The organism is Collinsella aerofaciens, from assembly GCF_018785245.1.
Taxonomy (GTDB): Bacteria; Actinomycetota; Coriobacteriia; order Coriobacteriales; family Coriobacteriaceae; genus Collinsella; species Collinsella aerofaciens_AD.
Genome location: NZ_WQPL01000033.1, coordinates 62,296 through 85,281, shown reverse-complemented (window position 1 = coordinate 85,281; position 22,986 = coordinate 62,296). Strand labels below are relative to the sequence as shown.

Sequence of the window (22,986 nt, the reverse complement as noted above, 5' to 3'; positions counted from 1 at the left end):
CCAAATTTAGGCGAACGTGTCATTCATGCACTACAATGATTCATTGCGAAACAATGATGAAGGGGAGTTATCGATGGATCAAACGCAGATGGGCAATGACGCTCCCCTGCCCACGCAAAGCACTCCCCAATCGGAACAAACCACGCTCTTGGCTCAGCAAAAACCTCTCGTGACCATCGTGCATGCCTCGGTCGGATCGGGCCACAAGGCCGCCGCAAATGCGATTGCGCAGGCATTCGACCTCATCCGCGGCACCCATGGCATCCCCAAGGATGTTGAGATTGAAGTGCTCGATATCCTTGATTTTGGACGTATAAAATTCGACGGCAACAAAACGGCCGCCTCGTTTACCGGCGCCACGCGCCCAATTTATGACTTGACCTGGCGTTATACCCTTACCGGACACCTGCTTTGGGGCGGTGGCACGGCATGGTCGCGCATCATGTTCCCCGAATTTAACGAATACGTACGGACTCGTAGGCCCATTGCCGTGGTCGCCACGCATATCACGGCAGCCAACGTTGCCGTCGGCGCGCGCGTCATTACGGGCATCGATTATCCCGTCATTTGCGTACCGACCGATTACGAGGTCGAGGGTTGGTGGCCCCATAAGGACACCGACCTATTCTGCGTGGCAAACGAGTTTATGGCCGAGACACTTCGCCCCCGTAAGGTTCCCGAGACAAAGATCCGCATTACGGGCATCCCAATTCGCGCCGGGTTCGACACGGATTACAATCGCGAGGAAGAACTCGAGAAGTTCAATCTCCCCACAGACAAGCTCGTTGTGCTAGTGATGGCCGGCGCCAGTTTGCCTCAACCGTACGTTCGCTTTCGCGCGGAGATGGACCGAACCCTCCCCTTCCTGCGCAGTTTCGAGGACATGCACTTTGTCTTTTTGCCGGGCAAGGATGCCGAATATGCCAATCGCCTCAAAACGCTCTTCGATGCCATGAAACTCGAGAACGTCACGGTTCTTGACTACGTCGATGACATGGCAGCGCTCATGCACGGCTGCGACCTGGCAATTCTCAAATCGGGCGGACTCACTGTTACCGAATGCCTGTGCGCACACCTGCCAATGATTCTGCTGGGCAAGTCATATGGCCAGGAAAAGGCCAACACCACCATGCTCACCGGCATGGGCGCCAGCATGCATGTCACCACCGCACGCGAGCTCATCGTAACGTTGCGCCATCTCCACGATCATCCCGAGTCACTCAAGGCACTGCTCATCAATGGCGAAGTGCTGCGCCGCCCACGCGCCGCCGAGGACATCGCCATCGCAACCATGGAGCTTGTAGGCAAGCCCCAAAAACGTAAACGAGCCTTCTGCCGCTTCTACTGGGGCGAAAAACCCGCGCATATCCGCTAGCGTCTTAATGTCCGCTGCTCGGCGGGAGCCGCCCATATATCATTCCATGCTCAAACATTCTCGCTTCGCAGGGGCGCATGAATCCCGCCCGTCCGGGGCTCACCCATATCATTCCATGCTCAAACATTCTCGCTTCGCTTCGCTCGCTGCGAAACTGCGCGTGGAACGATATGGGTGAGCCCCGGACGGGAGTCTTCTTGCTTGAAAACAAAAAACAATCTTTCTATCAAACCGATTCGATAAGGGAACTTTTCATTAATCGAACCGGTTTGCTATAAGATTTTATCTGCTTTTTCTGAAGAAGCCGTTTCAGTTGCTAGCACGTAAGCGAAGCTCTCCCGTGGGAGGCCCCTATATATCGTTCCACGCGCAGTTTCGCAGCGCAGCGAGAATGTTTGAGCATGGAATGATATATAGGGGCCTCCCACGGGAGAGCGGACATTACAATACGCCGCTAGAACCGAAACCGCCGGCTCCTCGGTCGGTTTTGTCTAGTTCGTCTACCTCTACGAGATTGACCGTGGGGACTTCTTGGATGACGAGCTGGGCGATGCGGTCGCCTTTGTTGATCTGGATATTGTTGGTGGGATCCAGGTTGATGAGGATGACCTTAAGCTCGCCTCGATAGTGGGCGTCGATGAGACCGGGAGTGTTGACTATAGACAGGCCCTGCTTAATGGCTAGGCCGCTGCGGGGCTGGACAAAGCCAGCATAGCCATCGGGCAGTGCAATGGCCAGGCCAGTAGATACCAAGCGGCGCTCAAAGGGCTTGAGGGTGCAATCCTCGTTGGCGCGGAGGTCAAGACCGGCATCTGTGGGATGAGCGTATTTGGGAAGCTCGACCGTGGGATCGAGACGCTTAATGTTAACGGTAATGTTGGACATGAAATCACCTTAGCTTGTCGAGCTCTTGCAAAAACTCATCTACGTCTTTGAAATCGCGATAGACCGAGGCAAAGCGAATGTAGGCCACCTTGTCGATCTTGGCCAAGCGCTTGAGCACCATATCGCCCAGTTCGTGGGACGTTACAGCCGTCAGCGTACGGGAACGCAGCTCCACCTCGATATCATCGATGATCTCGTTGAGCTTTTTCGTATCGATATCGCGCTTAATCGTGGCGCGCATCAGGCCGACCAGCAGCTTGTTGCGATCGAACCGCTGCTTTGACCCGTCGGATTTGATGACCTCGATGGGATCTTCGCAGCGCTCGAACGTCGTAAAACGATAATTGCAAGAACAACACTCGCGGCGACGCTTGATAGTGTTGTTCGACTCCTGCATACGGGAATCGACAACGCGGGTATGTGCCTTGCCGCATTTGGGACAGCGCATGGTACCTCCTCTTAAACGATAACAAGGGTACCATGCGACCGGGCCGAAATCTTACGAACGAGCCGGAACTTTCAGAACTGCACCAGCATCAAGAGAGCCGCGATCGAGGTGATTGACGCTACGGATCATGTCGGAAGTCTCCTGCGTGGAAAGACCATCGATGGGATGCTCCTGAGCAAGCGACCACAGGGAATCGCCGGACTGCACGCGAACCGTCTCGTAGGTAACGTTGGCTACGAAATCGGCATATGCTGCGTGACGAGCAGAAAAAACTGACGTGGCAAGCACGAAGAACAGGGTGAAGGCTACGGCAACAGCAACAATCGTCGAGGCCTTCAGAGCAACAGGAGACAAAGCAACGGACGCACGATGGGTGCGAACGGGTTTAGTGGCCACGGCCTGAAAATGAGACCGGCCGCCCTTCACGACCGTGAAGGCAGACGAGGCGGGCGCCTCAAGCTTAAGGGCGAGATTTCCCTGGATCATATCCGCTGCGTTCATTTTGTTCTCCTCTCGTTTGTTTTGACGAGAACTGTTTTATCAAGCCGCGGGGACAAAAAAGTCTAGCGCGGGAACGAGTGTTCGGTTATTATTATCTTCGAACAGTTGTTCCTGTCAAGCAAAAATAGAACATTTGTTTGGTATGGGTAGAGAGGAATCCCTGATGGCTCGCAAAATTACCAAGCGTCAGCAGCAAATTTACGACTTCATCAAGGAATATCAGCAGGAGAAGGGCTATCCGCCCAGTGTGCGCGAGATGGCTTCGGCTGTGGGCCTTTCCTCCCCTAGCACCGTACATGCGCATCTCTCCGCACTCGAAGCACGCGGCCTGCTCAAGCGTGACGCCACCAAGCCTCGCGCTCTCGAGCTCTTTGACGAGGACGGATCTTCCGTATCCATCTCAAAGTCCGATGAGCCCACGGCGCCGCGCGGCACCGTATCGCTGCCTCTCGTAGGCCGTGTCGCTGCAGGGATTCCCATCCTTGCCGAGCAGAATATCGAGGACACCTTTACCATCCCAACCGAGATCGCAACGGACCAGGGGTCCTTTATCCTTGAGGTCCACGGCAATTCGATGATTAACGTCGGCATCTATAACGGCGACTACATCATCGTTCGCGAGCAAAAGAGCGCCATGAATGGCGAGATTGTCGTGGCCATGATCGATGGCTCCGCAACAGTCAAAACGTTCTACAAGGAGCAGGGACGCGTTCGCCTGCAGCCCGAAAACGACACCATGGAGCCCATCTACGCGACAAATCCCACGATTCTGGGCAAGGTCGTCGGTTTGATGCGCCGGTTCTCGTAATGCAGAAACGTATCACCGTCTTTGATACCATTCGTGGGTTTACCATGCTGTCGATGGCGGGATTTCATGCCTGCTACGACCTTGCCTACCTATATGGTTGGGAGATGCCCTGGTTTACCCAGACCATCTTCCAGGACATCTGGCGTGCCAGCATCAGTTGGGTATTTTTATTTATTGCCGGCTGGATGTGCATCCTCTCGCGCAACAACATCAAGCGTGCCGCCAAATATGCCGCTGCCGCTTTGGTCGTATGGATTGCAACGACGCTCGTCTCGGTTGATGACTCGGTGAACTTCGGCATCATTTTCTGCATGGCGGCGTGCACTGCCATTGTCGCGCTCGCGCGCCCGGTTCTCGATAGAGTGCCGGCAGTATGGGGTATAACGATTTGCCTCATACTCTTTGCCTGTACCTGGAGCATTCCTAAAGCGGTCTACCCTATCCCCTATCTAGCTTGGCTGGGGTTCCCAAGTCCGGACTTTGTCTCCGGTGATTACTATCCACTCATACCCTTCTTATTTATGTACCTCGCAGGCTTCTTTACCGCCCGCGCGGCACAGAAATCAAACCACAAGGTACCAGCATGGGCCTATGCAAATCCCATCCCGGTGCTCGCAAGCCTCGGACTCCATGCGCTGCCGTTCTACCTGCTTCATCAGCCCATTATCCTAGGCGTTTTGGAGCTGATTTATTCCGTTCGGTAACGCTCAAGACGTGGTGCGATACGGGCTGGCAGCTTTGCCACAATACGAACGCCGCCCTCAAGATATTCCTCGTGCAGAAGGGTTCCCTGTTCGTGCACGAGCGTGATTAACGCGCCCTCTCGATACGGGATATCGGCCGAGAGCAACACGTCCGTAGCGGCCGCTTCACGAGCGATGCGGTCGACTAAGTCATCAAGGCCCTCACCCGTCTGAGCCGAGAACAGCACCGCCTCGGGATAGCGCCGGCGAAAGCTCAAACGGTCGACGCTATCGAGCAGATCAATTTTATTGAACACGGTAAGCGTCAGGCGTTCACCGGCACCAATCTCGTCAAGGACACGATCAACTGCCTCGAGCTGACGCTCGTAATCCTCATCGGAAGCATCTACAACTTTAAGAATCAAATCGGCGCCGAGCACCTCGGAAAGCGTAGATTTAAACGCGTCGACCAGGCCATGGGGCAGCTTTTGAATAAAGCCGACGGTATCGGTAATCGTCATGCCGCGGCCGCCGGGCAAACGGTACGAGCGCGTCGTGGGATCGAGCGTGGCAAACAGCTTATCCTGCGAAAGTACCGTGGATCCCGTCAATCGATTAAGCAGCGTCGACTTACCGGCATTGGTGTAACCAGCCAACGCCACGCGAAACGCCGGCGATTCAATACGGCTTTTCGATTGCACATCGCGACGTTGTTCAACCTGTTTCAGCTCGCGTCGAAGAGCCGCGATCTTATTGCGAATCAGGCGACGGTCGACCTCGAGCTGGCTTTCGCCCTGGCCAAAGCGCGAGCCAATACCGCCACGAGTCTGTTCCTTGGCAAGGTGGCTCCACATACCTCGCAGACGAGGTAGCAGGTACTGCAGCTGAGCCAGCTGTACCTGCAAGCGGCCCTCACGAGTCTGGGCATGCAGGCCAAAGATGTCCAAAATCAATGCCGTACGATCAATAATCTTGACCGGTTCACCCACGGCTTTCTCAAGATAGGACTGCTGCGAGGGCGTCAGGTCGTCGTCGAAGATAACAACATCCGCATCCATGCGATGCACCAAACCGCACAGCTCCTCGACCTTTCCGGAGCCGATAAACGATTTGGGATAGGGCTTGACCAGGCGTTGAGACAAGCGTGCCACGCATTGGGCCCCAGCAGTGTGAGCCAAGCGCTCGAGCTCGTCGAGCGAACGGTCGAGCGGCCAGGCGTTATCGCGCCACTCAACACCAACCAATATGGCGCGCTCGGGTTCATGCGCCGTGGGGACCAAGGGAAAACGAGCCATTAGGCAGCCTCGATACGACGGTAGATATCATCAACGACCTCATCGATCGTAAACTCATCCATATCGAACCACACGATGCGATCGTCACGTTTAAACCAGGAAAGCTGGCGCTTTGCATAGCGACGTGAACGCATCTTGATAAGCTCACGAGCCTCATCCATGGTAATAGCGCCACGCAAGGCATCAATAATCTCTTTGTAACCAATTGCCTGCATCGACGTGAGCGCATCGCCCAGGCCCTGGTCCATAAGGCCACGGACCTCATCAACCAGTCCCTGCTCAAACATAAGGTCGACACGCAGGTTAATGCGCTCATAGAGCACTTCACGGCTACGCGTCAGACCAAACCACAAGGCATGATAACGCTCACGCGGAACACTGAATTTCGACTTCTGCTGAGCATACGACACGCCGTCATCGTGCATCTCGAGCGCACGAATCACGCGGCGAACGTTATGGGGATGAATCACGGCAGCCGATTCCGGATCGCGCTCAGCAAGCAGGGCATGCAATGCTTCCTCGCCAATGCGCTCGGCAAGCTCTTGATAGCCCGCGCGGCGTTCGTCCTCGAGGTCTCCCGAAGGAAAATCCATTTCATCGAGTGCGGCCTTGAGATACAGGCCCGTACCGCCGCAAAAGACCGGAAGACGTTGCTCGCCAAGCAAACGCTCGACATGTGCTCGGGCGTCCAACTGGTAGAGCGCGGCGGAATACGCGACGCCCGGATCCACGATATCGACAAGGCGCAGGGGTGCCGAGCACTCCTCGGGCATCATCTTGGCCGTACCAATGTCCATACCGCGATAGATTTGCATCGCGTCACACGACAACACTTCGGACGAAAGGCGAGCAGCCAGGCGATCGGCAACATCGCTTTTACCGACCGCCGTCGGACCGACAATCGCTATGGCAGAAAGGCTTGCACCGGGAGAGATCATTAGCGCGGCTCGCCCACAACGGAGCCAGACAGATACCACGTCTTGGCGATATCAACATCGACGTCGACGATTTTACCGATGAGCTGATCGATGCTATAGCCAGCAGGAATCGGCGCATGCACAGTCTGATTCTTGGGACTCTTGCCCAGCAGGACCGCGTCGTTCTTTTTACTCGTTCCCTCAATGAGCGCCGGCACCACAGTATGAAGCTCACCCTGGTTATACTCGTGTGCTGTGGTCTCGATAACCTTAACCAGGCGGTTGAAACGCTCGAAAATAACCTCATGCGGCGTAGGATCATCAATCTCGGCGGCCGGGGTACCGGCGCGCTTGGAATAGATGAAGGTATAGGCCTGGGCATAGCGGACCGTCTCGGCAAGTGAAAGCGTCTGCTCAAAGTCTTCTTCAGTCTCGCCCGGGAAGCCAACGATAATGTCGGTCGAGAGCGCGATATCGGGCATACGGTTGCGAATGCGATCGACCAGGCCCAAATAGTCCTCGCGTGTATAACGGCGATTCATCTCTTTGAGGATCCGAGTCGAACCTGACTGGACGGCCAAGTGCAGCTGCGGCATAACGGCAGGCGTCTCGGCCATAGCGTCGATGGTCTCGGGCAGTAGATCCTTGGGATGCGAAGACGTAAAGAAGATGCGCTCCACGCCCGTATCGCCCACGGCACGCAGCAGATCGGCAAAACGCGGCTTGCCAAACAGATCGCGACCATATGAGTTAACGTTTTGGCCCAGCAGCGTAATCTCACGCACGCCCTGGCGCACCAAACCGGTCACCTCGTCGACAATTTCCTCGAAGGGGCGACTCTTTTCGCGACCGCGCACGTACGGCACGATGCAATAGGTGCAGAAATTATTGCAGCCCGTCATGATGGGCACCCAGGCGTGATACTGAGTCTCGCGATGCCACGGCATGCTCATGGCATCCGTATCCTCATGCTCATTGGTGCGGATATGACGCTTACCATCAAGGAACGCCTCGGCAATGAGCTCGGCCACATGTGCGATAGAATGCGTACCAAAGATGACATTGACGTTATCGACGTTGGTGAGCAGGCCCTCGCCATCGCGCTGCGCGATGCAACCACCAACGGCAACCACGCGCTTACCCGAAGGCGAAGGCGGCAGGCTTTTGCAGGAATTGCACTGACCGTACAGGCGAGTATCGGCGGCCTCGCGCACGCAGCATGTCATGAAGACAACGATATCGGCATGCTCGGGATCGAGCGCCATGAGGCAGCCATACGAATCGAGCAGACCGCTCACACGCTCGGAGTCGTGCTGATTCATCTGGCAGCCAAAGGTGCGGATAAAGTAGGTTTTACCGGCAAGAATATCGCGTACGGAACGCTGGTCCATGTGCATAAGTCCTAACGATGGGGAGCGAAACGAGGCAAGCAGAAGCTATGCCACAGGCTTAACATCATCCATGACGACGTTATCCATAGCAGCTCGATTGATCTGGTGAACGTAGATAGAAAGGCGGATGGCCGTGCGCGACTCCCCGTTAATGAGGATGTCGGAGAACACGGGCGCGCAGGAAATATCAAAACCAGTTGGAATCAAAAAACCGCGCGCGATAGCCACGGCCTTAATGGCCTGGTTGACAGCACCGGCGCCGACACACTGGATGTTGACGGGTACACCATCCTTGACCATGCCGGCGATGGCGCCGGCAACGGACGCGGGCGATGATTTGCTTGATACCTTCAGGCAATCCATGAAGAAACTCCTGCGTTTAAAAGTACGTTTTAACTGCAATAACTGTATCGTACCGAGTGGACTCGGTAAAGGCACTATTCCTCTTTGGCAAGATCGAAGGTCACAGTGATTCGATCACGCGAAACACGAATCTTTGGGTCGCCGCAAAGGTTGAGATAGTACCGGGCGGCAAGGTCATTAAAGTCACGCTCCACAGCACGCGAAAACTGTGCCATGTCATCCTTGGCAATACGTAGCCCGCGACGATCCTTCGCAAGATCGACAGGAGCCGGCGTATGCGAGGACGAATCACGCTCGCGCAGCAGACGCGCGGTCACACCGCGAACGGGCTTAATCTGCCCTGCCAAAATGCGATAAGCCGTGCGCTCGGACATCTCAAGACCCAAACCCGAACAGATACGGATAAAGTCCTCGGCATCAGAGGCAAGGCCTAAACGATCGACAACCGGAAGCTCGCTCTCGTCATCAATGAACAGGAGACGCGACGTATCGAGCTGACTTGACGCCTGAGCATAAAGGGTCGCGGCAATCTCAGACGGAGAACCAAGATAGACATCGCAACCACGCAACTCCTCGAGCGCAAACTCACAAGCAGCGCGAATAATATTATGCGGACCGCGAGCACAGACATAACGCCCGTCCTCATCCTTGACGGCCTGGGGCCAGCTGGACTGATCGGCACGCTCACTGAGGCGGTCGGCCGCAACGCTCACCTTAAAGGCTGAGCCAAGATCGACACCGGACGTAACCACGCGGGCCTCGTCGGTGTTCTGCTTGATCGAAAACAATGCCATGCCACGACCGTGAACGCCCCAACGGTCCATCTTCATGCTCTCGAGCTTGGAGGTAACACGGGCATCGAAGATTCGCTCTTGCATATCCTGCGGAACGCCCGAACCGTTATCCAAAAAGACAAGCGTGCGGACGCCATCTTCCTTAGTCGTGGCGAGATAGACCTTGTCGGCGCCAGCATCGCGAGCATTACGGAGCATTTCGATGACGATGTCCTCGACATGCTGAATGTCGTGCTTTGCTTGGCGCCGCTCGGCCTCCGAAACGCGGAGGCGGACATACCCCTCGCCAAGGTTCTCCTCGACGCGAAGGTTGCCCTCCCCCGACATCGACGCGATAAATGAGATGAGCTCGTTCGCGTCGCTCATGTTATTTAGCGATATCGACAGCGCGGCTCTCGCGAATCACGACGACGCGCACCTGACCGGGATACTCCATCTCTTCCTCGATCTGATGGGCGATATCGTGAGCCAGGACCGTGGACTGGGCATCGGAGATCTTGTCCGGCTGAACCATGACGTGGACCTCGCGACCAGCCTGCATGGCATAGGTACGCTCGACGCCGTCATGGGAGTTGGCAATCTCCTCGAGCTTCTCAAGACGCTTGATGTAGTTCTCGGCAGACTCGCGACGGGCGCCGGGGCGAGAGGCAGAGACAGCATCGGCGGCCTGTACCAGGACATCGAGCACCGTGTTGGGGTCGACGTCGGCATGATGAGCCTCGATAGCGTGGACGATAACGGGCTTCTCGCCATAACGGCGGGCAAGCTCGGCGCCGATGACGGCATGCGGGCCCTCGACGTCGTGGTCGATTGCCTTGCCCAGGTCGTGCAGCAGGCCGGCGCGCTTGGCGGTCACAACGTCCAGGCCAAGCTCGGAAGCCATCACGCCGCACAGGTCGGAGACCTCGAGGGAGTGCTGAAGCACGTTCTGGCCAAACGAGGTGCGGTAACGCAGAGCACCGAGGGTCTTGACGATCTCGGGGTGCAGGTCGTGAATGCCGGTGTCGAAAGCAGCCTGCTCGCCGGCCTCGCGCACGCGCTGCTGAACCAGGTCGGCAGCCTTGTGATACATCTCCTCGATGCGGGCGGGGTGAATGCGGCCGTCGGCGATGAGGTTCTCGAGGGCGACACGGGCGGTCTCGCGACGGACCGGGTCGAAGCTCGAAAGAACGACGGTCTCGGGCGTGTCGTCGATCACGAGGTTGACGCCGGAAACCTGCTCGAAGGTCCGGATGTTGCGACCCTCGCGACCGATGATACGACCCTTGAGGTCATCAGAGGGAATGTGCACGGAGGTAACGGTGACCTCGGCAGTGTGGTCGGCAGCGCAGCGCTGAATCGCCAGGGACAGAATCTCCTGGGCGGTCTTGTGGCACTCGGCGCGAACCTGCTGCTCGGACTCGCGAATGATCGTGGCGGCCTCGTGGGTGACCTCCCCGCGAACCTTATCGAGGAGCTCCTTGTGGGCGTCCTCGCGGGTAAGGTCGGCAATACGCTCGAGCTCGGAGGTCTGCTTTGCGCAGAGCTCCTCGAGCTCACGGGAGCGCTTCTCGACCTGACCGGCCTGGCTGGACAGCTGATGCTCGCGCTTGTCGAGAGCGTCGTTGCGGCGATCGAGGGATTCCTCGCGCTGCATCACGCGGTTCTCGAGCGTACGAATCTCGTTCTTACGCTGCTTGTCCTCGGCCTCGGCCGCCTGCTTGTTCTTGATGATTTCCTCTTTAGCCTCGAGCAGAGCCTCTTTTTTGAGGGTCTCGGCCTGACGCTTAGCATCACCGATCAGGGACTCAGCCTGTGCGTGTGCCGACTGAATCTTTTCGTCGGCCTCGTGAAGACTACCCTGCTTGGCGGTGCGCATGAAGGCAATGGCGGCGATGGCACCCAAAACGATGCCAACGAGCGCTGCGATGATAGGCATGCTCACTCCTTTTTATGGATTCGTTACACAACAAAGCGAACCATCCTTACGAACGGCTCGCGACATTTGAGTAATATGGGCGCAGCTTATGCGGGTCGGATACAGATAAACATATAAACAAACTCATCACAGATGAGCACATATCACAAAGCAAATGACAGTGTTTATCGTACGTTGAACCACAACAACTGTCAAATAAATGGCCCCAGCACGGCGGCTAAAACGCGGTGAACGGCAGGACCACAAAACGCATATGCCTAAACCGCACATTCCTCGCATTCGGCATCGAGGCGTGCCTTAACGGCATCGGCGGCGATGTGATACGAGAAGCCCTTGCCCATCAAAAACCGAACCAGTTTTTCGAATCCGCGCGTCTCTGGAACACGTCGCTTGGCGAGCAGGGCCGACGCACGCTCCAAATCGTCTTCGACGGCAAAATATTCCTCGGGATAACCGGGAATGTCATCGAGCACGACATGACGACGCTTGAGCTCGGTCTCGATTTTGCGCTGTCCCCAACCACGCCGCTTGCGTTCCTCGATAAAGTACGAGCAAAAGCGGTTCTCGTCTAAAAAGCGATACTCGGTGGCGCGCTCGACGGCGAAATCAATCGCTGTCTGGTGAAAGCCGTAGCAAGCCAGCTTGTCACGGACCTCACCCGTCGCATGGTCGCGGCGCGATAACATCTCGGTCACCATGGTAAGTGCACATTTACGCTCGAGGAGCTGCACCGCCTCACGAAAGTTGTCCCAATCACAGGGAAGATCTGGGCGGTTTTTGACATACAGGCGCGCGACCCGCACGGGAATCCAAATAGAACGCTCAAAACCGCCCTCAAGCTCACAATCGATATGTGCGCAAGGCTTTTTGGACGCATACCCGCTCGAGAACGAGGAGGCCGCCTTCTTATCGGGAAAGACGACCGTGGCCTCGGTCACCGTATACGACATGAGCGTAACCGCTACTCGTCGTCATCATCGAGCATGGCGGAACCATCGATGGCGTAAAGCTCGTCAAACTCCTCAGGCGCAGGCTGATCGGTCAGCTCGACCTCGGACGGAGCATCGTCATCAAACTCAAGTCCGCAGGCAAGGCGGACCTTATGCTCAATCTCGTCGGCGCAATCGGGGTGTTCGCGCAGGAAAGCCTTGGCGGCCTCGCGACCGTTGCCGAGCTTGTCCTCGCCATAGGCAAACCAAGAGCCCATCTTCTTGCAGATGCCACACTCAACAGCCATGTCCAGAATCGAGCCCTCCTTAGAGATGCCCGTACCGTACATGATGTCGAACTCAGCAGAACGGAACGGAGCTGCCACCTTGTTCTTAACGACCTTGGCGCGCACGCGGTTACCGATAACCTCGTCCTTAAGCTTAATGCTGTCGATGCGGCGAATGTCGATACGAACCGAAGAGAAGAACTTAAGGGCGCGACCGCCCGTCGTGGTCTCGGGATTGCCGAACATGACGCCGATCTTCTCACGCAGCTGGTTAATAAAAATGCACGTCGTGTTGGACTTGGACAGCGAGCCGGCGAGCTTGCGGAGCGCCTGGCTCATCAGGCGAGCCTGAAGACCGACCGTAGTGTCGCCGATTTCTCCCTCGATCTCGGCACGCGGGGTCAGCGCGGCGACGGAGTCGACAACGATGGCATCGATGGCGCCGGAACGCACAAGCATGTCAACGATCTCGAGCGCCTGCTCACCCGTATCGGGCTGGGAAATGAGCACCTCGTCGATATCCACGCCGATGCGCGCTGCATACGTGGGATCGAGCGCGTGCTCGGCATCGATAAATGCCACAACGCCACCCATTGCCTGGGCCTCGGCCAGGATCTCGAGCGAAAGCGTCGTCTTACCGGAGGACTCGGGACCGTAGATCTCGACGATACGGCCGCGCGGCACGCCGCCGATACCCAGCGCGGCATCGAGGGCCAGAGCGCCCGTGGGAATGGCCTCGACCTCGAGCTCGGGACCACCGTCACCGTACCTCATGATGGAACCCTGGCCGAATTTCTTCTCGATCTCGGCCTTGGTGGTGGCGATCATCTCATCGCGCTCTTTACCCGTCGTGCGAGCATGAACGGTACGTACGGGACCTGAATTCTTGGCCATGAATAGCCCTCCTCTTAACAACCTGCATCGATAATAAACGAACGGCTGTTCGTGGTCAACCGTTCAGGCCAATCATATGCAGGCAGTCTTTCCAAAACCCAACCAAACGCCGACCAAACACTGACCAAATGCTTGACCACAAAGGGACAAATAAGAGCAAGGAAGGCAAGAATACGTCTACAACCAGCGCAAACGCCAAATGAGCCTAAGGTCCCTATCTCCACAATTAAGGGGCCCTGAGGCCCCTTAAAACACGTCTATTCCATAGAGTTGAGCACAAGGGCAATGCGCCCCAATGCCTCCGTGACCGCATGGGCACGAACACACGAACGGTCGCCCTCATAGTAGCAGCGCACAGAGTCCACGACTGGCACGCCCCCATCGGCGGAACGATACGCCCAGCCAATATAGAAAGTGCCAGCCGGATCGTCCTCAGTGCCGCCGCCGGGGCCGGCATAACCCGTTGCGCTCACTGCAATATCGCTCTGGTACAGCTCCAGCGAACCCACCGCCATCTCGCGCGCGGTCTGATGCGACACCGCGGTATAGCGGTCGAGCGTCTCCTGCTCAACACCAAGAACGAGATGCTTAATCTCATCGCAATAGGTCACCGCACCGCCAAGCAGCGCCGCCGAGGCGCCCGGGATATCGGCAATCGTCGAGGCGATCATACCCGCCGTCAGCGACTCAGCCGTCGAAACCGTCACGCACCGAGCGCTCGCTCGCTCGACAATATCACGCGCCAGCTCCTCGTTATGTGCGAAAATCTGCTCAAAAGAGTCCGTCATACCCACCAGGACCTAGACCGAAAAGACGATCTTGCGGCAGTTCCAGAAGTACTGGGCGCCCGAGATAACGGTCAGGACAACGGCAACGGCGTACAGGAAGCGCGACACCGAGTAGATGCCGAGCGTCAGCGCCACCGGGCCAAGGTGCAAGCCGGCCATCGCAAAGACGCACAGATAACCGCAGATGGAGACCATCGTGGTCGCCGTCTTGTACTTGCCGAGCTTATCGGCCGCAACGACCACACCGGCAGCACTCGCGACCATGCGAAGAGCGCTCACCAGCAGCTCACGGAACAGGATAATGAACACGGACCACACGGTCACCGCGCCAAAATCCAAGAACAGCAGCAGGGCCGAGAACACCAGCAGCTTGTCCGCGATGGGGTCCAAGAACTTGCCGAAATCGGTGATCTCGTTGCGCGAACGCGCCAGATAACCGTCGACCTTATCGGTGCACGACAGGATCACATACAGAATGAAGGCAGCGGCGGCGAGCGGGCCGTCGAAGGTGCTCCAATCCGTACCGGCAACACTCGTGTGAGAAAGCGCCGACACGATCATGAACACCGGGATAAAGACGATGCGAACGCACGTCACGATGTTGGCGGGCGTCCAGACACTCGTCAGTTCCTTATTGCTCTCGTTAGCCATGACGCTCTCCTACTCCACAACATGACCGATAAGCTCATAGCAGAAGCTATCGGTAAACTCGACGGTCAGAATATCGCCCACGGACGCCTCGCTAGCGTCCAGATGCACCGCGCCATCGGAATCGGGCGCCTGGAACCAGGCATGGCCGATCAGCTCGGCGCCATCCTCGGTCTCTTCGATACCGTCGACGATTACCTGGGCGCGCTCGCCCACATGTGCGGCGGTGGCGGCAAAACCGAGCGACTCGGCCAGGTCCATGGCCTCCTGGGCGCGCTCGAGCTTAACCTCCTCATCGACCTGGCCCTCCATCTTAGCGGCCAGGCTGCCTTCCTCACGCGAGTAGGCAAAGACACTCGTGTAGTCAAAGCCGACGGTGTCCATAAAGTCGATAAGGTCGCGGAACTCGTCGTCGGTCTCGGTCGGGAAGCCGACCATGGCCGTGGAACGAATCACGATGCCGGGAATGCGCTCGCGAAGGTCGCGGAACAGATCCTCGAGCTCCTGGCGCGAACCGGAGCGCCGCATGGCCTTGAGAATGCGCGCGTCGCAGTGCTGCACGGGGATATCGATATAGGGCAACACCTCGGGCGTATCGCGAATCGTCTCGATGAGTTCGTCAGTCATGCCCTCGGGCTGCAGATAGAGCACGCGGACCCAGACGTTGTGCGGGCGCACGGCCTCGGCGACGGCACGCAGCAGCTGCGCCAGATTGCGCGGCGAGTCATCGGCGACGTCCTCGTCGGCAAAGTCGGTACCCCAGATGCCCGTGTCCTGGCCGATCAGCACGATCTCGCGCACACCGCCGGCAACCAGGTCGCGCACCTCGGAGATGATGCTCTCGGCATTACGCGAATGATAGCGGCCGCGAATGTAGGGAATCATGCAGAAGCTGCAGAAGCGGTTGCAGCCATCGGAAATCTTGACGTAGGCAACGGCGCCCTCGACGGTACGCTTGACCTGCGGGATATAGGCTGCAATCTCACGCTCAACACCCAGCACGCCATCGATGACCGCCACGATGCCGTCCTCCTCGTCGGCCTTCACAAAGGCAGCGACCTCGGGCAGCTCGTCAGGCAGGTCGTCGCCATAGCGCGACGGCACGCAGCCGCACATGACGATGGGACAAGAACGCACGCCGTCCTGAACCTCGTTGGCGAGCTCGAGCGTGGTCTCGATGCTCTCGGACGTTGCGGAGGCGAGGAACGAGCACGTATTGACGATGGCAATATCGGCATCCTGCGGGTCGAATGCCTCCTCATAGCCCGCGGCGGTCAAAAGAGAACGCATGCGGTCGGTGTCAACCTCGTTCTTGGCGCACCCGAGGGTGATGTAGAGCACGGAGCCCAACGGTGTATCCATGTTGGAGAGCGGTCCTTTCGAATGATATTAGCGGTAGTTGGTGAACTGCAGCGGCTGGCCGTAGTCCTGGTCGCGCAGGAACTGGATCACAGTCTGCAACGCGTCCTTCGAAGCAGAGGAAACACGCAGCTTGTCGGCCTCGATGGTCACCTTGACCTTGAGCTTTTGGTCCTTGATGTCCTTGTTGATCTTCTTGGCGGTCGCCTGGTCGATACCCTCGACGATATGGCCGAGCACGCGCACGGTGCCGCCCGACGCCGCCTGCGGAGCATCCCACGAGACAGCCTTGAGGTCAATGCCGCGCTTGATGAGCTTGGAGCTCAACACGTCGATAATCTGTTTGGAGACAAAGTCGGCCGGGGCGTTGATCGTAAAGAGCTTGTCGCCCTTCGAAAGCTCGATCGTGGCACCGGAATCCTTAAGGTCATAGCGCTGGGAAATCTCGCGCGTGGTCTGCTGGAAGGCGTTGTCGACCTCTTGCATGTTGACCTCGGACACGACGTCGAAGCTGGAATCTTTAGCCATGATGTTTCCTTTCGCGTACGAGCGGCTTAGTAGCTATCGTACGAATAGTCGGTAGAATCGGTGGGCGTCTGACCGTCAGTTGCGGTATCGGCGCCATTCGTGGACTGGGCATCGGTGCCGTCGGTGGTATCGGTACCATCGGTGGTGTCGGTACCATCAGAACTTTTACCATTCTCGGAATCAGTCGTCTCCTTCTTGGGAACGGTGATCGTCACACGCGCCACGCCCGAGGTCTTGGTATCGTAACGAACCTTTTCACCGTTCTTGGTAACGGTGACATCGGAAGGCTTGGACGTGGTGATCTCGATTGAGGACTCGGGCGTGTACTCCTGCTCAAAGGGGCCAGTCGCCTGAGCGCCATAGACCGACTTGCCGTCGACCTTGACCTCAATCCACGCGGTCTTTCCCTTGGCAACGGAGACCTTGACCTTCGTGACCTCGTTCTCTTCCTTCTTGGCCGTCGTCTTGGTAGCGTCCGAATCAGTCGACTCATCCGTCGCCTCATCGGTGTCTTCGTCCTCGTCGACCGTTTCGGTCTTCTTAGAAGACTTCTTAGTCGTCGTCTTGGTGGCAGTGGGCGTCTCGGGCGTGGTCTCGGGCGCCGAAGATGCGCAGCCGCGCAGAAACACCACGATGAGAACGATCAGCAGCAACGCCACGGCACCGATGCCGGCGTAGACGATACGCGGATCGAGCCCGTTGTTTTGAGGAGTACGGGATCCGCCGCGTCCACGACCGGAACTGTTGCGGCCGCCTCCCTGAGGCATACGACCGCGATTGCTATCGGGACGGCCGCGATAGCCACCCTGGCCCTGAAGGCTGCGCTGACCCGAGCGGGGCGCAAGTTCACCGCGGCCTTGATAGCCACGCTGGCCCGAACGCGGAGCCGAAGAGCGCTGACCATACGGCTGTGATTGAGAGCGAAGACGCGGCGTCACCTGCGTGGTATCGGCATCCGCATAGCCACCGCGAGAGCGTCCGGTGGAGACACCACGGTAACCGCGATCGGAATAGCCGCCGTCGCCGTAGCCGGCACGAGGGTCACGCGCCACGCCGCGGGCAGCGGGAAGTGCACGGTCCTCGGGCATCGGCGTACTGCGGAACCGGTCACGCTGTGAGCGAATCTCCTCGCCCGAACCCGTCTCGGTAATATAACCGGCCTGCTGAGGACGCTGTCCATAGCGGGTCGAACGACCGCCCTGAACCATCAGGAAGCGCCCGTTATCGACCGAGGAACGCGAATTGACGTAGCCGGCGGCGTCCTGAAAACGACCGCCCCGCTGCGACGTCTCGCGCTCGTATGCCATCAGGTCGTCAAAGTAGGCATTGACTACCTCGCGCGGATTGAGGCCCAAAAAGCGAGCATAGCTCGAAATCATGCCCTGCGCATAGCCGCGCGGCGGCATCGAAGCAAAGTTACCGGTCTCGAAAAACTCGATGATCTGCGGCCTGATTTTGATGGTGTTGGCGACCTGCTGAATGGATAGGCCCATTCGGCGACGCTGCTCGAGCAGCATGTCACCAAAGCGTGCGGCCATCAGAATCCTCCAAACTCACGATCTTCACGTGCCATCTCGGCGTCGACAGATTCCAGCGCGGCAAGCCCCTCCTCGTCCAACAGGACCTCGCGCGGCTTGGAACCGTCGGGCGGGCCGACGACACCCTTCTCTTCCAGCATGTCCATAATACGCCCGGCACGCGCATAGCCAACCTTCAGACGACGTTGCAGGCCAGATGTGGAGCCAAGCTGCGATTCCACCACAATATGGGCGGCTTCCCAAATGAGCGGATCATCGTCTTGCGGCTCGGCGACTCCGGTGCGGACAATGCCGCCGCCACCCGCCATGGACATGGAAGCGGGCGCCACGGCAGACAGGATCTCCTCGTGGTAGTCTGGCTCGCTCTGCGACTTGACGAACTCGACAATCTCGTTGATTTCGTCGTCCGAGACAAAGCAGCCCTGAATACGGCGAGGCTTACCCCAGTCGACCTTGGAGAACAGCATGTCGCCCAAACCGGTCAGCTTTTCAGCACCCATCTGATCGATGATGACGCGCGAGTCGATGCCCGTAGCAACGTTAAAGGCGATGCGGTTGGTGATGTTGGCCTTGATGAGGCCCGTCACCACGTTGGAGCTGGGGCGCTGCGTGGCCACGATAAGGTGGATACCGGCGGCACGGCCCAGCTGGGCGATACGCACGATCGAGGCCTCGACATCCTTACCGGCGACCATCATCAGGTCCGAGAGCTCGTCAATGATGATGACCAGGTAGGGCATCTTTTGCGGTGGGTTGTCGTAATGCTCAAACTCGCCGGCGGCCTGCTTTTCGTTGTAGGTCGAAATCTTACGCACGTTAAGGCGCTCGAAGACCTTCAGGCGGCGCTCCATCTCGGACACCGCCCACTGCAAGGCACTCGCGGCCTGCTTGGGCTCGGTCACCACAGGCACATAGAGATGCGGCAGACCGTTATAGCCCGCAAGCTCGACGCGCTTGGGGTCGACCATAATCAGGCGAACGTCCTCGGGAAGAGCGCGCATGAGCAAGGTCGTGATGATGGAGTTGATCATGACCGACTTACCGGAACCGGTGGTACCGGCAATCAGCAAGTGGGGCATCTTAGCGAGGTCGGCGACAACCGGCGTGCCCTCGGCATCGCGGCCGATGGCCAGCTCGAGCGGACCGCCCTTCACATAGGGCAGCACGTCACCCAGGTTGACGTTCTGACGCTTGCGATTGGGGATTTCGATACCCACAAGCGAGGTGCCGGGAATCGGCGCGAAGATGCGCACCGACTGGGCGGCAAGCGAAAGCGCGATATCGTCCTCGAGGCTCGAGATCTTGCTCACGCGCTCGCCCTCACCGGGCTGCAGCTTAAAGGTCGTCACCGTGGGGCCGGCGATCCAGCCGACCACGCGGGCGCTGCGGCCAAACTCAAGCAACGTCGACTGCAGAGACTCAGCGGTCTGCTCCAGCTCCTTGTCCGAAGACGCGGCAGAAGCCGACTGCGGGTTGGCATGAAGGATTTCGAGCGGCGGAAGCTTAAGACCGTCCTCTTCTTCGCCCTCGTTATCTGCGGCGCCGCCGCCCGCTCCCCCATCGCTAGCCGCAGCCGATTCGACAGCACTCAAGGCAGGCGCATCGGCAACCTTGGGATGCTTCAAGAAGTCGGGAATCTGAGGTGCTGCCGAGACAGGATTCACGGCAAACGGCGGCTCGGACTCGTCAATCTTATCGGGATCGTCTTCCATCGAAAGCTGGCCGGTTACCTGGTCGCGCTTGGCACGGCGACGCGGCAGCAAAGTGGTCTTGGCGGTCTCGAGCGGAGTCTCGTCGTCCTCGTCATCGCCCTCGGTGAGCTCAATCTCACTATCGGACCAAGACGGGTCTGGCTCGCTCGTGTTGAGCTTGGGCGCGATCTTGCCCTTCTTGGCATGGCGACGCGGCAGCAGCGTGGTCTTGGCGCGCTCTGCCTCCACGGCCTCGGACACGTCGACAAACGGGTCATCGTCCTCGTCATCATCCAAAATCGGGTCGGCATCGCCACCCATGGCCGTGGTCACGGCGGCGTCAGTTCCCTTCTGGCGCAAGATGCTCAGGTGCGGACGGGCAACGCCGGGCACCGACAGGGCTTCGTCGTCACCCCACGGGCTCGCGTTAACATCGGCACGACGGCGCTCGGCAAAATCGGCCGCGCGGTCGCGGGCAGAGCGCAGCACGCCACCCACCGAAAAGCCGATGATGACCAAGCCCACGACGACAAGGCCCAACAGGACTACCATCGCGATAGGCTTACCCAGGGCATTCTGCAGCGCACTCGCAATAAACGCACCGATGTAGCCACCCGAGGCGGACAAATTTTGCGGCGTGAACATAAGGTCACACGAGACACTCGTACCCGGCACCATCAGCGAAAGAATGGAGACGACGGCGATAAAGACCACGGCGCCGCCCGCAACAGAGCGCACGTTGAGCGGCGAGTCCTCGCCTAAAAAGAGCGTGGCGGCAAACAGCAAAATGACGATCGGCAGCACGTAGGCGCCCAGGCCAAAGCCCAGGTGGTAAAAACCGGCAACAGCAGCCGTCACGGGCGCTGTTGCCGGAGAAATCACGGCAATAAAGGACGCAATCGCCAAAACGGCAATGACCACGCCGGCGATATCGCGATTGGCCGAGGGCTCCACCAAGGGCTCAAAATCGTCGAAGTCCGCCTCGTGGCCCTTATTGGCACGCAGATGGGAACCGGCACCCTTAGCAGATGCCGGTTGGTTATTGGCCTTATTGCCTTTGGCGTTTTGTGCAGATCCGCGCGCCAAACTAAACCTCCATGACGACCGGGATGATCATCGGACGGGTGCGCGTACGGCTCCAGATAAAGTTAGAGAGCGAATCGCGCACGGCCTTGCGAATGGCATCGGAACCGCTGCTCGTAAAGCTAAACTTGCCCTTCTCGATCGTCTTCATAATGGACGCGGAGGCATCCTCGGAGAATTGGTCGTCGATGGCAAACGAGACGCCGCGGCCCGAGAACTCGATGGCCTCGATCTTCTTGTGCTTGAGCGAGACGATGGCAACAGCGGTAACCATACCGTCGTTGGCGAGCTTCTGACGATCGCGCAGGACGATGGGGTCGGTATCGCCGATACGCAGGCCGTCGACGTAGACGACGCCGGACTCGACGGGCGTACCGCGTTTGACGATACCGCCGCGCATCTCGAGCGTGTCGCCGTTATCGAGGATAAAGATGTGATCATCCTTGATGCCCATCTTACGAGCAAGCTGGGCATGGGCACGCAGATGCACGGCCTCGCCGTGAACCGGCATAAAGTAGGTGGGCTTGGCCATGGCCATCAGTAGCTTGAGTTCCTCCTGGCTACCGTGACCGGAGACGTGAACGAGAGCGCGGTTCTTATCCCACACGTCGCAGCCGAGCTTGGCCAGACTGTTGACGACCTGCTGGACGGCCTTCTCGTTGCCAGGAACGGGAGTTGCCGAGAGGATAACGGTATCGCCCTCGTGGATGGAGAGCGTCTTGTGCTCTCCGTTGGCCATGCGGGACAGGGCCGACAGCGGCTCGCCCTGCGAACCGGTGCACATGACGACGATCTTGTCGTCGGGCAGGTTATCGATATCGAAGGCATCGATGATATCGGCATCGTCGATGTTGAGGTAGCCCAGCTCACGCGCCACGCGGGTGTTCGTGAGCATGGAGCGACCGGTCACAACGACCTTACGGCCGCACTTGCGGGCGGCATCGCAGATCTGCTGCAGGCGATGGATATGGCTCGAGAACGACGCGACGAACACGCGACCCGGGGCGTTCTTGATAGCGTGCAGCAAGTTGGGACCAACCTCGGCCTCGGACTTGGTAAAGCCGGGAACCGTGGCGTTGGTGGAGTCGGACAGCAGCAGGTCGATACCCTGCTTGGCAAAGCGGCTGATAGCGGCATAGTCGGGCGTAACGCCGTCGATGGGCGTCTGGTCGAGCTTAAAGTCGCCGGTGTGCATAACGGTGCCCTGGTTAGTGCGAATGAACACGCCCAGAGCGCCGGGGATGGAGTGCGTCATCGAGAAGAAGTCGAGCGAGATGCCACCGAGATTGACATGGCTTCCGCCCTTGACCTCGCGGAACTTGGGCGCGCGGATTCGGAACTCAGAGAGCTTGCCCTCGATAAAGCCAAGCGTCAGCTTGCTCGAGAAGATGGGCACCTTGTTGTTGAGGTCCTGCAGTAGATACGGAAGCGAACCGGTGTGGTCCTCGTGGCCGTGGGTGACGACGATACCGCGGAGCTTCTCCTCGTTTTCAAGAACGTAGGTGTAGTCAGGAAGCACCAGGTCGATACCGGGCTGGGAGTCGTCGGGGAACATGAGGCCAGCGTCGACGAGCACCATGTCGTCGCCGCACTCGAAGACCGTCATGTTCTTGCCGATGCCGTCAAGGCCGCCGAGCGGAATGATCTTCAAGGGAGATGATTTTTTAGCTGCCATAGGTTAGTGTGGTTTCCTTTCTTCGAAACGGGTCTGGAACAACCGACGGGGCGCTTCTGGCAAACCGACCGCCGGGAACGTACAAACATGCATCACAGAGTCGATGCAATATCCACAGTATGATACCCATTTGCACAACAACAGACCACCCATGCATCAAAGCCCCATCTGAACTGGTCTATCCCGCC

At 58.3% G+C, this 22,986-nt stretch carries 21 protein-coding genes; 3 read left to right on the top strand and 18 right to left on the bottom strand.

Features of this window, described 5'->3' with window-relative positions; all coding sequences use genetic code 11:
* The first annotated feature begins 73 nt into the window (after nt 1–73).
* Nucleotides 74–1,375: an MGDG synthase family glycosyltransferase gene (locus GPK39_RS07705; RefSeq protein WP_252204801.1), complete on the top strand. Its 1,302-nt coding sequence runs from the start codon at nt 74–76 to the stop codon at nt 1,373–1,375.
* A 441-nt stretch (nt 1,376–1,816) separates the two neighbouring features.
* On the opposite strand, the gene dut is transcribed toward GPK39_RS07705, so the two are convergent.
* From dut to GPK39_RS07690, 3 genes are read right to left on the bottom strand one after another with little or no spacing between them, the layout of a single operon-like run.
* Nucleotides 1,817–2,260 (bottom strand): dUTP diphosphatase, encoded by a 444-nt coding sequence (gene dut, locus GPK39_RS07700; RefSeq protein WP_215674793.1) that lies wholly within the window; start codon nt 2,258–2,260, stop codon nt 1,817–1,819.
* 4 nt (nt 2,261–2,264) lie between these two features.
* Complete coding sequence (nrdR, locus tag GPK39_RS07695) at nt 2,265–2,708, bottom strand: transcriptional regulator NrdR (RefSeq protein WP_055285168.1); 444 nt, start codon at nt 2,706–2,708, stop codon at nt 2,265–2,267.
* A gap of 51 nt (nt 2,709–2,759) precedes the next feature.
* Nucleotides 2,760–3,209 (bottom strand): LysM peptidoglycan-binding domain-containing protein, encoded by a 450-nt coding sequence (locus GPK39_RS07690; RefSeq protein WP_215674791.1) that lies wholly within the window; start codon nt 3,207–3,209, stop codon nt 2,760–2,762.
* 163 nt (nt 3,210–3,372) lie between these two features.
* On the opposite strand from GPK39_RS07690, the gene lexA reads away from it, so the two are divergent.
* Nucleotides 3,373–4,017, top strand: coding sequence for a transcriptional repressor LexA (gene lexA / locus GPK39_RS07685; RefSeq protein ID WP_215674789.1), 645 nt, complete (start codon nt 3,373–3,375; stop codon nt 4,015–4,017).
* Nucleotides 4,017–4,721 (top strand): heparan-alpha-glucosaminide N-acetyltransferase, encoded by a 705-nt coding sequence (locus GPK39_RS07680; protein ID WP_215674787.1) that lies wholly within the window; start codon nt 4,017–4,019, stop codon nt 4,719–4,721. The genes lexA and GPK39_RS07680 overlap by 1 nt, the downstream gene beginning before the upstream one ends.
* Here GPK39_RS07680 and hflX read toward each other — a convergent pair.
* From hflX to GPK39_RS07605, 15 genes are all read right to left on the bottom strand, one after another.
* On the bottom strand, nt 4,706–5,995 hold the full coding sequence (gene hflX, locus GPK39_RS07675) for a GTPase HflX (protein WP_215674785.1): 1,290 nt from the start codon (nt 5,993–5,995) through the stop codon (nt 4,706–4,708). The two genes, GPK39_RS07680 and hflX, sit on opposite strands and share 16 nt — an antisense overlap.
* Nucleotides 5,995–6,933, bottom strand: a complete 939-nt coding sequence (gene miaA, locus GPK39_RS07670; RefSeq protein WP_215674783.1) for a tRNA (adenosine(37)-N6)-dimethylallyltransferase MiaA — start codon at nt 6,931–6,933, stop codon at nt 5,995–5,997. Before miaA ends, hflX begins: the two co-directional genes overlap by 1 nt.
* Entirely contained in the window at nt 6,933–8,303 is a 1,371-nt protein-coding gene (gene miaB / locus GPK39_RS07665; protein ID WP_215674781.1) for a tRNA (N6-isopentenyl adenosine(37)-C2)-methylthiotransferase MiaB, read from the bottom strand. Before miaB ends, miaA begins: the two co-directional genes overlap by 1 nt.
* A 45-nt stretch (nt 8,304–8,348) precedes the next feature.
* Nucleotides 8,349–8,666, bottom strand: coding sequence for a stage V sporulation protein S (locus tag GPK39_RS07660; protein ID WP_006235982.1), 318 nt, complete (start codon nt 8,664–8,666; stop codon nt 8,349–8,351).
* 74 nt (nt 8,667–8,740) lie between these two features.
* Nucleotides 8,741–9,826 carry an ATP-binding protein gene (locus GPK39_RS07655; protein ID WP_215674779.1) on the bottom strand — a complete coding sequence of 362 codons (1,086 nt, stop codon included), beginning with the start codon at nt 9,824–9,826 and terminating at the stop codon, nt 8,741–8,743.
* A 1-nt stretch (nt 9,827) separates the two neighbouring features.
* Nucleotides 9,828–11,378 (bottom strand): ribonuclease Y, encoded by a 1,551-nt coding sequence (gene rny, locus GPK39_RS07650; protein WP_215674777.1) that lies wholly within the window; start codon nt 11,376–11,378, stop codon nt 9,828–9,830.
* 257 nt (nt 11,379–11,635) lie between these two features.
* Nucleotides 11,636–12,328, bottom strand: a complete 693-nt coding sequence (locus GPK39_RS07645) for a regulatory protein RecX (RefSeq protein ID WP_215674775.1) — start codon at nt 12,326–12,328, stop codon at nt 11,636–11,638.
* Nucleotides 12,329–12,339: 11 nt separating this feature from the next.
* Entirely contained in the window at nt 12,340–13,488 is a 1,149-nt protein-coding gene (gene recA, locus GPK39_RS07640) for a recombinase RecA (protein WP_022094695.1), read from the bottom strand.
* A gap of 257 nt (nt 13,489–13,745) precedes the next feature.
* Entirely contained in the window at nt 13,746–14,276 is a 531-nt protein-coding gene (locus tag GPK39_RS07635; RefSeq protein WP_215674774.1) for a CinA family protein, read from the bottom strand.
* Nucleotides 14,277–14,288: 12 nt separating this feature from the next.
* Nucleotides 14,289–14,927, bottom strand: coding sequence for a CDP-diacylglycerol--glycerol-3-phosphate 3-phosphatidyltransferase (gene pgsA, locus GPK39_RS07630; protein ID WP_040359858.1), 639 nt, complete (start codon nt 14,925–14,927; stop codon nt 14,289–14,291).
* 9 nt (nt 14,928–14,936) lie between these two features.
* Complete coding sequence (gene rimO, locus GPK39_RS07625; protein WP_215674771.1) at nt 14,937–16,286, bottom strand: 30S ribosomal protein S12 methylthiotransferase RimO; 1,350 nt, start codon at nt 16,284–16,286, stop codon at nt 14,937–14,939.
* A gap of 27 nt (nt 16,287–16,313) precedes the next feature.
* Nucleotides 16,314–16,811 carry a YajQ family cyclic di-GMP-binding protein gene (locus GPK39_RS07620; RefSeq protein WP_022094699.1) on the bottom strand — a complete coding sequence of 166 codons (498 nt, stop codon included), beginning with the start codon at nt 16,809–16,811 and terminating at the stop codon, nt 16,314–16,316.
* Between the two features lie 26 nt (nt 16,812–16,837).
* Complete coding sequence (locus tag GPK39_RS07615) at nt 16,838–18,349, bottom strand: helix-turn-helix domain-containing protein (RefSeq protein ID WP_215674769.1); 1,512 nt, start codon at nt 18,347–18,349, stop codon at nt 16,838–16,840.
* On the bottom strand, nt 18,349–21,126 hold the full coding sequence (locus tag GPK39_RS07610; protein ID WP_252204799.1) for an FtsK/SpoIIIE family DNA translocase: 2,778 nt from the start codon (nt 21,124–21,126) through the stop codon (nt 18,349–18,351). The genes GPK39_RS07615 and GPK39_RS07610 overlap by 1 nt, the downstream gene beginning before the upstream one ends.
* Nucleotide 21,127: 1 nt before the next feature.
* Complete coding sequence (locus tag GPK39_RS07605; RefSeq protein WP_006235967.1) at nt 21,128–22,798, bottom strand: ribonuclease J; 1,671 nt, start codon at nt 22,796–22,798, stop codon at nt 21,128–21,130.
* Nucleotides 22,799–22,986 lie beyond the last annotated feature (188 nt).

Bases quoted from the DNA above. Each gene is read 5' to 3' on its own strand.
- rny (WP_215674777.1), bottom strand. From the start codon at position 11,378: ATGCCTATCATCGCAGCGCTCGTTGGCATCGTTTTGGGTGCCATCGCC.
- GPK39_RS07690 (WP_215674791.1), bottom strand. From the start codon at position 3,209: ATGAACGCAGCGGATATGATCCAGGGAAATCTCGCCCTTAAGCTTGAG.
- pgsA (WP_040359858.1), bottom strand. From the start codon at position 14,927: ATGGCTAACGAGAGCAATAAGGAACTGACGAGTGTCTGGACGCCCGCC.
- miaA (WP_215674783.1), bottom strand. From the start codon at position 6,933: ATGATCTCTCCCGGTGCAAGCCTTTCTGCCATAGCGATTGTCGGTCCG.
- GPK39_RS07620 (WP_022094699.1), bottom strand. From the start codon at position 16,811: ATGGCTAAAGATTCCAGCTTCGACGTCGTGTCCGAGGTCAACATGCAA.
- GPK39_RS07615 (WP_215674769.1), bottom strand. From the start codon at position 18,349: ATGGCCGCACGCTTTGGTGACATGCTGCTCGAGCAGCGTCGCCGAATG.
- GPK39_RS07655 (WP_215674779.1), bottom strand. From the start codon at position 9,826: ATGAGCGACGCGAACGAGCTCATCTCATTTATCGCGTCGATGTCGGGG.
- GPK39_RS07705 (WP_252204801.1), top strand. From the start codon at position 74: ATGGATCAAACGCAGATGGGCAATGACGCTCCCCTGCCCACGCAAAGC.
- GPK39_RS07680 (WP_215674787.1), top strand. From the start codon at position 4,017: ATGCAGAAACGTATCACCGTCTTTGATACCATTCGTGGGTTTACCATG.
- lexA (WP_215674789.1), top strand. From the start codon at position 3,373: ATGGCTCGCAAAATTACCAAGCGTCAGCAGCAAATTTACGACTTCATC.
- dut (WP_215674793.1), bottom strand. From the start codon at position 2,260: ATGTCCAACATTACCGTTAACATTAAGCGTCTCGATCCCACGGTCGAG.
- rimO (WP_215674771.1), bottom strand. From the start codon at position 16,286: ATGGATACACCGTTGGGCTCCGTGCTCTACATCACCCTCGGGTGCGCC.
- hflX (WP_215674785.1), bottom strand. From the start codon at position 5,995: ATGGCTCGTTTTCCCTTGGTCCCCACGGCGCATGAACCCGAGCGCGCC.
- GPK39_RS07660 (WP_006235982.1), bottom strand. From the start codon at position 8,666: ATGGATTGCCTGAAGGTATCAAGCAAATCATCGCCCGCGTCCGTTGCC.
- miaB (WP_215674781.1), bottom strand. From the start codon at position 8,303: ATGGACCAGCGTTCCGTACGCGATATTCTTGCCGGTAAAACCTACTTT.
- GPK39_RS07645 (WP_215674775.1), bottom strand. From the start codon at position 12,328: ATGTCGTATACGGTGACCGAGGCCACGGTCGTCTTTCCCGATAAGAAG.
- GPK39_RS07635 (WP_215674774.1), bottom strand. From the start codon at position 14,276: ATGACGGACTCTTTTGAGCAGATTTTCGCACATAACGAGGAGCTGGCG.
- GPK39_RS07605 (WP_006235967.1), bottom strand. From the start codon at position 22,798: ATGGCAGCTAAAAAATCATCTCCCTTGAAGATCATTCCGCTCGGCGGC.
- recA (WP_022094695.1), bottom strand. From the start codon at position 13,488: ATGGCCAAGAATTCAGGTCCCGTACGTACCGTTCATGCTCGCACGACG.
- nrdR (WP_055285168.1), bottom strand. From the start codon at position 2,708: ATGCGCTGTCCCAAATGCGGCAAGGCACATACCCGCGTTGTCGATTCC.